The organism is Archangium minus, from assembly GCF_044360475.1.
In the GTDB taxonomy this organism is placed as follows: domain Bacteria; phylum Myxococcota; class Myxococcia; order Myxococcales; family Myxococcaceae; genus Archangium; species Archangium minus.
In genome coordinates this window covers 2,972,244-2,986,179 of the sequence record NZ_CP043494.1, presented here as the reverse complement: position 1 = coordinate 2,986,179, position 13,936 = coordinate 2,972,244, and the positions used below count along the sequence as shown (strand labels likewise).

Annotated in this window: 6 protein-coding genes; 3 read left to right on the top strand and 3 right to left on the bottom strand. The window is 64.2% G+C overall.

From position 1 onward, the window contains the following. The first annotated feature begins 131 nt into the window (after positions 1–131). Positions 132–2,147 (top strand): molecular chaperone HtpG, encoded by a 2,016-nt coding sequence (htpG, locus tag F0U60_RS12250; RefSeq protein WP_395818364.1) that lies wholly within the window; start codon positions 132–134, stop codon positions 2,145–2,147. A gap of 117 nt (positions 2,148–2,264) precedes the next feature. Here the strand turns inward: htpG and agmC (F0U60_RS12245) are convergent, their stop codons facing one another. From agmC (F0U60_RS12245) to F0U60_RS12235, 3 genes are all read right to left on the bottom strand, one after another. Further along, the gene (gene agmC / locus F0U60_RS12245; protein ID WP_395818361.1) at positions 2,265–4,688 is read right to left on the bottom strand and encodes an adventurous gliding motility protein AgmC; all 2,424 of its coding nucleotides are present in this window, start codon (positions 4,686–4,688) and stop codon (positions 2,265–2,267) included. 28 nt (positions 4,689–4,716) lie between these two features. Next, entirely contained in the window at positions 4,717–9,615 is a 4,899-nt protein-coding gene (agmC, locus tag F0U60_RS12240; protein WP_395818358.1) for an adventurous gliding motility protein AgmC, read from the bottom strand. Between the two features lie 161 nt (positions 9,616–9,776). After that, positions 9,777–11,594: an OmpA family protein gene (locus tag F0U60_RS12235; protein ID WP_395818356.1), complete on the bottom strand. Its 1,818-nt coding sequence runs from the start codon at positions 11,592–11,594 to the stop codon at positions 9,777–9,779. Positions 11,595–11,972: 378 nt separating this feature from the next. Here F0U60_RS12235 and tssJ point away from each other — a divergent pair, with 378 nt between their 5' ends. Both tssJ and tssK read left to right on the top strand, forming a co-directional pair. Further along, positions 11,973–12,566: a type VI secretion system lipoprotein TssJ gene (gene tssJ, locus F0U60_RS12230; RefSeq protein ID WP_395818354.1), complete on the top strand. Its 594-nt coding sequence runs from the start codon at positions 11,973–11,975 to the stop codon at positions 12,564–12,566. Further along, complete coding sequence (gene tssK / locus F0U60_RS12225) at positions 12,563–13,930, top strand: type VI secretion system baseplate subunit TssK (protein ID WP_395818351.1); 1,368 nt, start codon at positions 12,563–12,565, stop codon at positions 13,928–13,930. Before tssJ ends, tssK begins: the two co-directional genes overlap by 4 nt. Positions 13,931–13,936: the final 6 nt, after the last annotated feature.

The window sequence follows — 13,936 nt, the reverse complement described above, 5'->3', positions numbered from 1 at the left end:
TGGCTTCACCCCAGGCCTCCTGGCTGGAGCCCCGGCAACATGGCAGAAACCGCCCGTGTGTCGCTGGACAGCGCGCTTTTCATGGTTACAGGGAGGGCGTTCGCGCCCCCCAGGGGCGCCCGGAGGAATCAATGTCCGTCGACACCCCGAGGGAAACCCACAAGTTCCAGGCGGAGATCAACCAGCTCCTGAACCTGGTCATCAACTCCCTCTACAGCCATAAGGAGATCTTCCTGCGCGAGCTCGTGTCGAACGCGTCGGACGCGCTCGACAAGCTGCGCTTCCGCTCGGTCACCGAGCCCGAGCTGCTGGAAGGAGGGGCCCCGCTGGAAATCCACCTCCTGCCAGATGCGGAGAAGGGCACGCTGACCATCGAGGACACCGGCATCGGCATGACGCATGACGAGCTGGTGAAGAACCTGGGCACCATCGCCCACTCCGGCTCGCGCGAGTTCCTGGAGCTGGCGTCGCAGCGGGGCCAGAAGGACGTCAACCTGATTGGCCAGTTCGGCGTGGGCTTCTACAGCGCCTATCTGGTGGCTGACCATGTCGAGGTGGTGAGCCGGGCCGCGGGCAAGGACTCGCAGGCCTGGAAGTGGACCTCGGACGCCAAGGGCAGCTTCACCGTGGAGCCCGCCGAGCGCGCCACGCGGGGCACCTCCATCACCCTGCACCTGAAGGAGGACCAGAAGGAGTTCCTCGACGAGTGGCGGCTGCGCTCGTTGGTGACGCAGTACTCGGACTACGTGAGCCACCCCATCAAGCTCCAGGTGAAGCGGACGACCGGAGAGGGTGACGCGAAGAAGACCGAGACGCAGCTCGAGGTGGTGAACAAGGCGAGCGCGCTGTGGCAGCGCTCGAAGAGTGAGATCACCGACGAGCAGTACCAGGAGTTCTACAAGCACCTGTCGCACGACTGGGAGAAGCCACTGGCGTGGACGCACTTCCGGACGGAAGGCAACCAGGTCTTCACGGGGCTGCTCTTCCTCCCGAAGAACCCGCCGTTCGACCTGAACAGCCCGCAGCAGCGCGGGGTGAGGCTGTTCGTGAAGCGGGTGCTCATCATGGACCGCTGCGAGGAGATGCTGCCGCAGTGGCTGCGCTTCGTCCGGGGCGTGGTGGACTCGGATGACCTGCCGCTGAACGTGTCGCGTGAACTGCTGCAGGACTCGGCGGTGGTGAAGGCCATCCACAAGCACGTGACGAAGAAGACGTTGGACATGCTGGAGAAGCTGGCCAAGGACAAGCCGGAGGACTACCGGACGTTCTGGCAGAGCTTCGGCACGGTGCTGAAGGAGGGCCTGGCGGTCGACACCGAGCACCGCGAGAAGCTGGGCGCGCTGGTGCGCTACGAGAGCTCGCGCGAGGAGGGCCTGACGTCGCTGGCGGACTACGTGTCGCGCATGAAGGAGGGCCAGGAGGCCATCTATTACGTCTTCGGCGAGTCGAGGAAGGCGGTGGTGGACTCGCCGCACCTGGAGGCGCTGAAGAAGCGCGGGTACGAAGTGCTGTACATGACGGACCCGGTGGACGAGTGGGCGGCGCAGGGGCTGCGCGAGTACCAGGGCAAGCCGCTGGTGTCGGCGATGCACGCGGACCTGAAGCTCAAGGAGACGGAGGAGGAGAAGCGCGAGAAGGAGCAGCGCGCGAAGGGGCTGGGGCCGCTGGCGGAGCGGATGAAGGAGGTGCTCAAGGAGCAGGTGCGCGAGGTGCGGGTGTCGGATCGCCTGACGGACTCGCCGTGCTGCCTGGTAGTGCCCGAGGGCGGCTCGCACGCGTTCGTGGAGCGGCTGCTGCGTGAGCGGGGCCGGAGCGTGCCGCGCGCCAAGCGGATTCTGGAGGTGAACCCGACGCACCCCATCATCGAGCACCTGAAGGCGCTGCAGGAGAAGGAGCCGAGCTCGGCGCAGGTGACGGAGTGGGTGGAGATGCTCTACGACCAGGCACTGCTCACGGAGGGCAGCAGCGTGGAGGATCCGAACCGCTTCGCCCGGCGAATGACGGCGCTGATGACGCAGCTGGCGGCGCAGAAGGTGCCGCCCGCGGGCGCGGTGGCTTCCGGCCCCGAGACGCCCACGTCGGACGCGCAGCCCACGGAGGGAAGCGCGGTGGCATCCGGCCCCGAGACGCCGCTCCCGAGGAACTGAGCAGCGCGTTCAAATGAGAGGGGCTCCGCCGGTGCTCGAGTGCGAGTACCGGGGAGCCCCTTCTCCGTTCGGGACCGCGCTCCCAGCACTGGAGCGCGGTCCCGAAGAACACCTGACCTACTTCCGGCGACGGCGGGAGACGAAGGCGGCGAGCCCCATCAGCACCATCACCGCCGCCGACGGGTCACCGGCAGGCGACGAGCAGCCGCAGCTAGAGGGCTCCTCTTCGCCACCGTCGCCACCACCATTCCCATTGCCAGGATCGCCGCCACCATCCGGCGTACCCGGGTTGCCGCCACCATCCGGCGTACCCGGGTTGCCGCCACCATCCGGCGTGCCGCCGGCAATGGTCCACGTGTGGCGGACAGGCGGAGATTCCACGTTGCCCAACGTATCCTGGGCGCGAATCTCGACGGTGTGGGTCCCTGCGGAAAGGTCCGAGAGACTGTACGGGCTCTCGCACGGGGCGAACGCAGCATCGTCCAGACGGCACTGGAAGGTGGCCTTGGCGTCGTCCGACGAGAAGTTGAACGTAGCGCTCGTCTGCTCCGTCTGCGAGGGCGGAGCCTCCGTGATCGTCGTCACGGGCGCAGTGGCATCCACGCTGAAAGCACGGACTGCCGAATCGGTACTCTCGTTGCCAGCCGCATCGACGGCACGCGCCTTGACGCGATACTCGCCATCCCCGAGGGCCGTCTTCGGAACGAAGTTCCAGGCGCCGGTGGTGGAAGCCGTCGTCGTCCCCACTTCACTGTCATTGATGAAGACATGGACGGTGCTGTTGACCTCGGCCGTGCCGGAAATGGTCGGAGTGCGGTTGTTGAGCGAAGAGCCAACACCCGGCGCCGTCACCACGGGAGCTCCAGGAGGGGTGAGATCCACATAGACGGTGATGGGCGCGGTCTTCTCGCTCCAGGCATCGTCAATGACAGCGGCGAATTCGAGCACGTATGACCCTTCGCCAAGGGGTCCGAGTGATCCCTGGAATGTGCCTGACTCCGAACGCGTCACCCCCTTGCTATAGGTGCCGTTGACGAAGCAGGCGACATAGCCACTGCTACGGCCATTGCCACTCTGCGGCCCCGTCGTCTCGAAGCTAAAGTACGCAGCCTTGAACGCCTTGCCGTTTGAGGGGCTCAGCACCGTAGGCTTGGAAGGAGTGATGTAGCCGGTGGTGTAGCCGGGAGCCGGGGGGAAGACCGTTCCTGGCTGGCCTGCCGTGGCGCCATAACTGACATCATAGGGAGTCGTGGTCGAGTCCTGCTTTTGCCCGAAGAAGCCGAGAGACACCGAAGAGGGGCAGTACGCACCACTTGTGGCCTGATACAAAATATAGCCACCGCTCCCTCCGCCCCCAGGACCCACGTAGGAGGTGCCTCCCGCGTTGGTACTCGCTCCGCGCCCGCCCCTGGCCTCCAAGCCGGAGCACGCGCCCTGACCCACGAGCCGCAAGTGGATGGAGCCACCCGCCCCGGCTCCGCTCCCGCCATCCGTCAGGCTATTGCTCACCTGGGCGTTGCCTCCGCTGGCCGCGATGGTGCCAGCCCCCAACATCAGATTGGCCCGGATGAAGACGACACCGCCTCCATTGCCTCCGGCGCCACCCTTTCCATCCGCCCCATGTCCGGCGCCACCGCCACCGCCAAAGAGAAACCGCTCCTCGGGGTTGTACAACAGACGGGCTCCGCCCTGCCCCCCCACGTTGCGCGCTCCATCCAGCGAGGAATGGGAAAACCCACCCTGGCCGCCCCTGCCCCAGTTGCCGCCTCCACCACCTCCAGATTTCAAGCAGACGCCCCCACCACCGCCGGTGCTCACGTTGCCGCGGCCGGTGGACGTGGGACCATAGGCGAGGGCAATGCCCTCACCTCTCTGGGCTCCCTTGGGCGCGATCTCATCGAGACCCGAACAGCCGCCCGCGCCACTGCTGTCCTGGACATACGCTCCGCCCCGGAATCCCGCTCCGGATGCTGAAATCGTTCCAGCGTTGGAGAGGGTCCCTTGCACCAGGAAGGCAACGATGCCGCCCGTGCTCCCGTCCCATGGCTTCGCTACGATGGTACCAGCGCTACTGACCTGGACCGTCGTGTACTCCGGCACGTGAACCACCTGTGACACCGAAGCGGCATAGCCCTTGATGAGCGGCTGGGTCAGCACCAAACGGTTTCCCGACACCGAGGACACCCGCGCCAGCTCCCAGGACCCCACCGACGAATCGACAGCGTCCAGGTCGATGCTCGTCGTGGAACCCGACGTGGGTACGGGGATCAGCCCCGTCGTCTGATGCACCAGGATCAACTGGCCCGCCGTGAACCCGCTGGCGGATTGCACATCGATGAAGGTGGCCCCCGGCGCGAGCTTCGCGACCACCTGTGCGTAACGATTGACAACTGTCCCGGCTGTCGAAACCGTTAGCGCCCCATCCCGTCCAGTTCCGAGTACGAAAGTGTCGTATCCGGCTCGGGCCGGAAAGGCCCAGGCAGCCACCCACACGAGCGCGGCTGCAATCCAATGTCTTGATGATCTACACACGTTCTTCATTCCTCCAACAGGCACGAAGGTCTCCGGGCTACCGCCTGGGCCGTCTTGCCGAGAAAACAGCCAGCCCCAGCAGCCACAGAGTGGCCAGTACCGAGGAGCCTCCCGTTGTCGTCGAACAGCTCAATCCGCCACCAATCACCTTGCTATCACCGCCCAGGTACACCTGCCAGGTACGGCTGGCGGGCGACTTATCCTCGTTCTTCACTTGATCCAGCGCCCGCACCCGCAGGTTGTGCTCGCCCGCTGGCATGTCGTACGTCATCGTTGCTTCGCACTGTTCGAAAGGACCGAAATCGAGGCTGCACTCGAATGTCACCTCGCTCTCCGAGGCACTGAATTGGAACGAGGCCTGGGTCGTCCGGATCCTGCCCGAAGGGCCATCGGTGATCGTCGTGTCGGGAGGAGTCGCATCCACCATCACGGTGCGCGTCGTCGGATCAGGCCCCTTGTTTCCGGCAGCATCAGTGGCCCAGGCCTGCAGCTCATACCGGCCATCCGTCACCGCGAGTTCGACCGCGACCTTCCAGACTCCCTGCTCGTTGGCGGTGGCGCTGCCCACCTTCGCGGTGCCCAGGAAGACGTCCACCGTGCTGCCCTGCTCGGCCATGCCACGGACCTCGGAAAACGCCGTGGACAGCACGGCATCCGCTTCGGGCCACGTGATGTCAGGGGCAGCAGGCGGAGCGGTATCCACGACCCATTTATACTCGAAAGGAGTTGGGTCCACGTTCTGGGCCGCATCCCTCGCCTGAACCCTCAACACGTGCTCACCACTGCTCAACCCGGTATAGGGCTCGCTCGGACACACGGTGAACGACAAAGCGGTATCCAAGGCACACTCGAAGGTGGCCCCAGCCTCCGACCTGAAGACGAACGAGGCAGTGCTCGAGTTGGTCAGTGGCCGTGGTCCTGATTCGACAAAGGTATCAGGCTCCACCCTGTCCACCCGCCACGTGTATTGAGCGGGTGACGGATCGACATTGCCCGCCCTATCCTTCGCACGAACCTGCAGTGTATGCGTCTGGTCACCCGTAAAGCCCGCTGTCTCATGAGGAAAGGTGTCCGTGTTTTCGCAAGACGCAAACCCGACATCATCCAGGTTGCACTCGTACTCAATCCCTGTCGCATCCGAGGGAGAACCAAAGCCAAAGGTAGCGAAAGCCTGGTTGGTCAGTTTATCGGGAAGAGTTGACACGAATGCTGTGTCAGGAGGATCCGTATCAACGAAGAACTGTCTCTTGGTCGCCCCACTCAGGTTGCCCGCTTCATCCCGGATGACGACCCATACATAGCGCGATCCATCATCCTGGCGCGGCAAGGTCGTCTGCCACTCCTTGTTTCCAGGCAGGAGAAACTTCAATGCAGGAGTGTCATCGACATCCTCATCGATATAAACCTGTACGTAGAATGGCTCTGACGGCCGATCCGTCGGCAGCGCGCGCCCCTTGCCTTGCAAGGATGGGGTCTGCGTTCTCAAAAAAAGTCCATCCGCCGCGGGCACATCAATGCTCGAAGATGCCGGCTTAGACAAGTCCACGGTCCACGTAAAGGAGGCAGTGTCGAGATCGATTCCAGCGGAGGCGCTCAGGGACAGGGTATAGGAACCATCCGTCAGGCCTGTGTACTCGAACGACGCCGAGCAGCCCCTCCAATCATGCACGGGGGCGGTCTCACCACTCTTGATGAGTTGACATTGATACTCCGTAGGAGTCCGGTTGGAGCTCAGAGCGAAGAGTGCCGTCGAGAACCGGCTCAACTCGGCAGGAGATTTGTCAATGGAGATTTGGAACTCCGCATTACTGACATTCCAGAAACAGCCGACGGGAGTCGCATCGACATTACCGGCTTTATCCACAGCCCGCGCAAGCAGGACATGATCCCCCTCCTTTACGGATTCGATCGAGTACGTGCTCGAGCAGGGAGTCACACCATATTCCGCTCCATCGAGGCTGCACTGAAAGGACACACTCGCGAGCGTATCAGGCGACTCCACACCAAAACTGAAATTATAGGGCGCCGATGCCGAAGTACGATCAGGGCAACTACCCAGCGTGGTCTGAGGGGCAGTCCAATCAATCTTCAGGGTATAGGACGCCGATGCGGTCCTTCCCACCTCGTCTTCAGAATTGACCGTGAGCGTGTATGTCTGACCATCCGCTAGATCGCTCGTCGGGTCGACACTCCATCGCCACGCTCCATTGGTGCCAGCCGGAGAAACCGCCACGAGCGTCTGCGCCGGAGTGGTCGTGAGTGTCACGGTCACGCGCCCTGGCTCGTTGAGCTCACCCGTAATGGAAGGCCTCTTGAGGTTGATATCCAAGGAGGTGCCATCCGGGAATCCACCCGTTCCCCCTGTCTTGCTGCCCACGGACAGAACCTTCAACGTGGGATTGGACTGATCCACAAAATACAGGACTTCGGTGGCGGCTGCACCGGGGTTACCTGCATTATCCGTGACGGTAACCAATAGCTTGGCCGGAGTGGAAGGAAGAGTACCCGTCGCAACGGCCGCCAACGCCGTGAACTCCCAAACACCACTGCCATCCACGGTCTTATTTCCCACCGTGGCGGAGTTATCTGACCTCTTGACCACCACGGTGCTGTTGGGCTCGGCAAACCCCTTGATGCCAGGGGTAGTGGTGTTGATCTTCACGGCGGTCGTGGAGTTTGGCACCGGCACGCCACCGAGATGGGTCACCGTAGGAGCACTGGGTGGCGTCTTATCCACGGTGAATCTCACACTCGCCGACGGACTTGGATTACCCGCTTCATCCTGCCCCACCGCTTGCAACAAGTGCGACCCCTCAGTGACTGCGACTGACCCCAAGTTCCATTCGGCCCCGGCGGACGCCACCGTCGCTTCACCCTTTGATACTCCGTCAATCGAAATCAGCACCTTACCTTTTTCCGCAAATGTGCCTTTGATCGTTGGATTAAGGTTGTTGCTGACCAATTGTGGGAAGCCAGAAGACACCACTGGAGCTGCGGTAGGAGCCTGCTCATCTATCGTGAAATAGTAGTAGAAACTCGGGTTACTGGTACCGTCCGTATTCGTTGCAGTTACCACCAAGCCATGCAGCCCATCCGTCGTCAGTGCCTTGTATGGAGTGGCTGTCCACACCCAATCACAACTTCCACCAGGGCAGGAGTCTCCGTTGGCCTTTGCAGTCAACGTCTGCTCCAGATTCGTCAGCAGTCCTGTGAGCGAATCCCGGCCATAAATTTTCACCTCGACAGTTGTATTGGGGTCACTTGTGCCAACGAGTGGTGGCTGCAAGGTTCCGACAGGCAAGGGTTTGAACGGGTCCTGCCAGGTCGAACTCGATCTACCTGCAATAGAAGTGACTTTGGGAACCTTCGGGGCGGCCATAGGCAGCACGGAGTCGTCCCTTGTAGCGTCAGCGGACCGGCTGACCACGAAGGAATGGAGTGAGCTCCTCTCACTCTGGAGTCCCTGATAGGAGGTCTCCGCCTGAACGATGTGATTGCCCGCAGTCAGCGCCAGAGTCGGCGTGAAGGAAAAGACTCCGTCCGCGGCAACCACGCGCCCTGCTTCAGCCCCATCCAGGTAGACGATCACATCCATACCGGACATGGCTCTGCCGAGAATGGCAGGCCTCGAGGTGTCTACGGTGGAACCATCCCCGGGCCACACAATCGTGGCCGGCTCCGGACGGATGAGTCCACCCGGGAGAACCGTCACGGACTCCTCTCCACTGACTGCGGGAACCTCGCTCCAGGAGTCAGACAACCCGGCCCCGGCGGAAATGGGACAACCCGTCACCGAAGAGGACTGATACAGCACCCTGCCAGCGCCACCACCGCCCCCAGACACCGGCTCCGAGGAGCCCAGGCTCGCGCCGCCCCGTCCTCCCTCCGCATGAAGGCCCCCACAGCGCATGGGGCCTGCCAGACGCAACAAGATGCTGCCTCCTGCACCACCTCCGCCCGGCCCATCGGAGACAGAGAAGCCACCTGCCTCTCCCGAGGCGCTGATGGCTCCACTTCCGTCCAACCCGCCAGCGCGGATGAAGATAGCGCCACCGCCCCGGCCTCCTTGGGCCTCATGCGCCAGTTGCTCACCACGCACAGAGCCGCCACCACCGCCACCTCCAAAGGTGAGGTGATCGAGCAGCGAGTAGACGAGCGACGCCCCGCCCTTTCCACCTGAGCCCCAGGGCAGCATTCCCGCCTGACCACCCGCGCTCGCGTTACCACCGCCGCCTCCTGCGCGCCCATGGCACGAGCCTCCTCCTCCACCATTGGCCACGTTCTCGGGGCCGGTGGCGCGACCATGGGCCGTGCTGTCCACGCCCTCTCCCGTTCCTCCCGCCGAGGAGCAGCCCTTCTCCTGCCACGTGGGGCTGCCCCCACTGAAACCCATGCCACTGACATCGATGCGTCCTTCGTTGAGGACTGTGCCCGTCGCCAGGAATGCGAGCACACCACCCGTGGCACCATTCCAGGGCTGGGCCACGAGGCTCGCCCCAGGCAGGACATGAACAGAGGTGAGCTCCGGCACGCGGATGACCTGGCTCACCTCCGCCGCGTACGAGTAGAGGAGTGGGGAACGCAGAGACAGCACGTCACCATCGACGGCGTACACCCTGGCCAGTTCCCAACGACCCACCGCGTCCTGGCTGAGTACCATGGGCTCCACGCGGCCCGGCACGGCTGCGGGCACGAGACCGGTGGTCTGCAACACCATCACGAGCTCTCCCGCGGCGAACCCCTCGGCGGAATCCACCTGGACAGCGACGTCTCCCGTCGCCAGAGGGGCCTTCACCTGCGCGTACCGGTTGATCCGGGTCTCGGGCTGCGACACCTCGAGCGCGCCGTCACGACCGGTGCCCAGGTAGAACGTATCCGAGCCGGCCAGCACCGGGCTGGCCACGAGAGCCAGCAGCAAGCCCACCCACAGCTTCACGCAAGAGAGTCTCATGGTCATCGTGCCTCTTCTATCCTTGCGTCTGGCCACAACCGCCAATGGCGATGCCCCCCTCATGGGAGTCCCCCCGCTTCGAATGTTTCCCTTTGGAGCCGTCACAAAGGTGAGTCGCATACGTCTCGTCCCCATTCGAGCCCCGCCTACTGGCGGCGCTCCTCCGAGATCGTGTTGCCATCACGGATGATGAGGAATTCCACCCGGCGGTTGTTCTCTCGGCCAGTAGACGTCGTGTTGATATCGATGGGCCGTTCCGACCCGTAGCCCCTGGCCTCCAACCGCTCCGCAGGCACGCCCTTATCCATGAGGTAGCGCACCACCGATTCCGCGCGTTGCTGCGTCAACCGGCGGTTCTGTTCCGCGAAGCCCCGGTCATCCGTATGGGCCCCCACCACCACGCGAATGAGCTCCGGATGCTCGCGCATGATCTTGGCCACCCAGTTCAGCAATTCGAAGGACCGCTTCTGGATGCGCGCCTGCGACGCCTCGAAATAGACCTTGCCGCGCAAATCGAGCTGCCGAGGTGCGATGGCCACCAGTGGCATCTCCTGCTGGGGACAACCCAGATTGCTGTCCACACCTGGCTCCTTGACGCAGCTGTCCACCCGATTGGGCACCCCGTCCTTATCTCCATCCTCCTCCGGGCACCCCTGGCGCTCGGCCGGACCGGGTTCGTTTGGGCACGCATCCTGGTCGTTCTCGATACCGTCCTTGTCCCTGTCCTTGAGCGGGCAACCCCGGTTGTCCGCGGGACCGGCCTCCGTCGGGCAGGCGTCATCCTCTTCCCCCACACCGTCGTTGTCCTGGTCACGCACCGGACAGCCCTGGCGCGCCGCAGGACCAAACTCCGTCGGACAGGCGTCCAGCGAGTCCTCAATGCCGTCCTTGTCCGTGTCCGTTCGAGGGCAGCCATCGCGCTGGGAATCTCCCAGCACCGCTGGGCACTTATCCACGAGGTTGCGCACACCATCGCCGTCATCATCTCTGTCCGGGCACTCCTCCGGTGAGAGGGACAAACCCAGATCACACTTGACGGAGGATTCGCCCGGCCCCCGGCGCGGCGTCACGTCACCAAAGGAGCCACCCGCGAGTACCCGAAACATCGGGGTCCCCGGTGCGGACCCCACCCCCACACCCGCCAACGCAAATACTTCCATCGACGGGTTCAGCAGATAGCGAACACCCGGGAGCAATTCCACGGAGCCGGGCTGATTCGTCAGAGGGATCATTCCCCGGACGTTGAACTCGCCCCGCAGCCGGCGCCCCGTCGTTGCCAGCGCCAGCCCGACACGTACCTCATTACCCAACTCGTCCAGGGGCTTGCTGCTCACGTAGCTGACACGCCCCCCCGGGCGCACCAGGAATCCCGCATCCAACGCCGCTCGGATGAAACCGAAGTGCCGGCCCACCATCACTCTGGGCATGTAGCGAAGCCCCCCATCCCCCGCGAATCCCTCCATACTGCCCACTGGCAGTCCCACGTCTCCCTCGACCGCAACGTCGAAGCCGCCCTGGGCGTCCTGGGTCAGCAGACCCAGACGAAGACTCAGCGTGGGCGTCCCCAGTCCGGAGGACTTGGGGTTTGCCAGCAAGCCCTGTTCGGGCAACGTTCCAATCGTCTGTACCGCCACCACCGGGAGCTGCGCCCCCACCTGCAACCAATTCGTGAGGGCATAGGCGGCGGCCACATGCATCGTGGTGCGGCCACCAATAACCTCGTATTTGGTGTCATCCCAGTAAAGCAGCAGGGGTTTATGTGAGTAGTGGCCCACGGCGGAGATGCGGAACATCCCCTCCTGAAGCAGCTCTCCCGTGCCCACGACCAGAGACCCCTCGGCGCCAGGATTCAGCTCCAACCGCTCCAGTTCGAAGTTACGAAGCGGGGACTGAGCCAAGGCCGCCATTCCCGACAACAGAAGGCACAGCGCCAGCGCGCCAGGCCTGAGCATCCTTCGTCCCATGCATCCCCCTCTTTGGATGTGTCGCGGCGCGACCAGGGCGTGCGACGGCGTAGAGCTGAAGTACAAAACCGCGACACTCTAGCAGTGTTCGGTATCCGGCATGAAGTGCGCTCCCCACCTTCGATCGACCGAGAGCGCTCTGCCTGCTCGGCTGCCGCTCCATGCCGCTACATACCTGCCCCTGTCACTTGGGAACCCGATCCGTTCAGAGTGAACATGGCCCCTGGACTTGCAGCCTTTCGTACACTCTGGCAGGTTTTACGCCGTCCATCAGACCTGTGGAGGGGGGAAACACCGCACGTGAGAAGAGGACCCGTGAAGGCACAGCCACAGGCATGCCCAGAGGCATGCGTCCGTTCCGGTAGTCGAAGCAAGGGGGTGCTGTTCACGCTCCTGCTCGCGGCCACCGCCGGTACTTCGTGTGCGAAGCGCATCGCGCCCACGCCGTGCGAGACCCCGCCTCCCATGCAGGTCGTCCTGGATGTCTCCGATCAGGTGAATCCAGATCCGCGCGGGCGTTCGCTGCCCACCGTGGTGCAGGTCCTCCAGCTCAAGGACAGCGCGAAGCTGGAGCGCGCGGGCTTTCGCGACCTGTGGAACCGCCCCAAGGAGTACCTCGGAGAGGACTTGCTCCAGGTGGCCGAGTTCACCGTCGCTCCGGGCCAGAAGCTCCAGCGGTGGATTCAGAGGGATCCCAAGGCCCGCTTCATCCTGACCATGGGCCACTTCCGTCAGCCACTCGGTTATTCATGGCGCACCGTCAGTGCGCTGGATCCCGTGCCCCCGCCCCTGTGCGTCGAGAGACCCGCGGGAGACCAGGGCGAGCCCAAGTTCGGTGACGTGCGGCTGCGCTACCGGCTCCAGGGCTATCAGATCGACATGCTTCGCCCTCAGGCCATGCAGACGCAGCCGGCTCCCGCCGGGCCGTCTGACGAGGCCGAGGTGCCATCCCAGTCCAAGAGGAGTGCATGAAGAACGCGCAACGCGTCGTCTGGTCGGAGGGGATGTTCATGAGTCCCCACCACCTGCAGCAGCTCGACCTCTATCACGAGAACCTGCTGGACCTCCGGCTGGGCGCGGTGGAGCCCTATCCGTGGGGCATCGTCTCCCTGGAGTTCGACATGGAGGCCCTGCGCGCCGGCCGCGTGCAGCTGCGCCACTTCACCGGCGTCCTCCCCGACGGGATGCCCATCACCTTCCAGAGCGGCGATCCCGAGTCCCCGCCGGCTCGCCCCACGGAGGGCGTCTTCCCGCCGGCCCAGCAGGTGCTGGATGTCTACATCGGCGTTCCACGCGAGCGCAGCGGCGTGGAGAGCTACGGCGGCAGTGAGCGGAGCAGCGGCAACCCTCGCTTCACCCCGACCAACCGGCCGGTGAACGACCTGACCGCGTCCACCTCCATCGTCCCGGTGGCCTTCGCGCAGCGCAACGTCAAGCTGCTCTTCGGAACCGAGCCGCGCGAGGACTACGACGCCATCAAGATTGCCGAGCTGTCGCGTGATCGCTCCGGCAGCCTGACGCTCGTCGAGAACTACATCCCGCCCGCGCTGCGCATCGACGCCTCGCCCTACATCATGAGCGAGCTGCGCACGCTGCTACGGCTCATCGTGGCCAAGCAGCGCCAGCTCGCCTCGCGGCGCCGGCACCGGGACGCGTCCGCGCTCGAGTTCACCGCCTCGGACGTGACGCTCTTCCTGGAGCTCAACGCCCTCAACAGCATCATCCCGCTGCTGCAGCACGCCATTGACGCGGGCAACATGCGGCCGCACGCACTCTACCTGGCGCTCAGCCAGTGTGCAGGGCAGCTGTGCACCTTCGCGGCGGACGCGGACCCCACCACGCTGCCTCCCTTCCAGTTCATCCAGCTGCGCGTCACCTTCGAAGAACTGTTCCGCCGCCTCCAGTCGCTGATGCGCTCCGTGGCACTCGAGCAGTGCCTCACGGTGCAGCTGCAGTCTGGCGACGATCGGCTCTACCGCGGGAAGCTCGAGGACGAGCGGCTGGATCGCTGCGGCCAGTTCTTCCTCTCCGTTCGCAGCGAGCTGCCGGAGCGCACGGTGGCCGAGCAGCTGCCCAAGCTCGCCAAGCTGGCCAGCTGGGGCGACATCCAGAACCTGGTGCAGGCCACCTCGCCCGGTGTCCCCATCCAGGTCAACTATCGCCCCCCGCCCGAGGTGCCCATTCAGCCGGGGGTCCTCTACTTCACGCTCTTCACTTCGGACGGCTATTGGAAGAACGCGATGCGTGACCGCACGCTCGCGCTCTACCTGCCGCACCCCTTCGACGCCGCACAGACGACGGTGGAGCTGCTCGCCGTCCCCACCGCCAGCCGCTGACGACCG

Coding starts and splice junctions, on each gene's coding strand:
- htpG (WP_395818364.1), top strand. CDS start 132: ATGTCCGTCGACACCCCGAGGGAAACCCACAAGTTCCAGGCGGAGATC.
- tssK (WP_395818351.1), top strand. CDS start 12,563: ATGAAGAACGCGCAACGCGTCGTCTGGTCGGAGGGGATGTTCATGAGT.
- F0U60_RS12235 (WP_395818356.1), bottom strand. CDS start 11,594: ATGGGACGAAGGATGCTCAGGCCTGGCGCGCTGGCGCTGTGCCTTCTG.
- agmC (WP_395818361.1), bottom strand. CDS start 4,688: ATGAAGAACGTGTGTAGATCATCAAGACATTGGATTGCAGCCGCGCTC.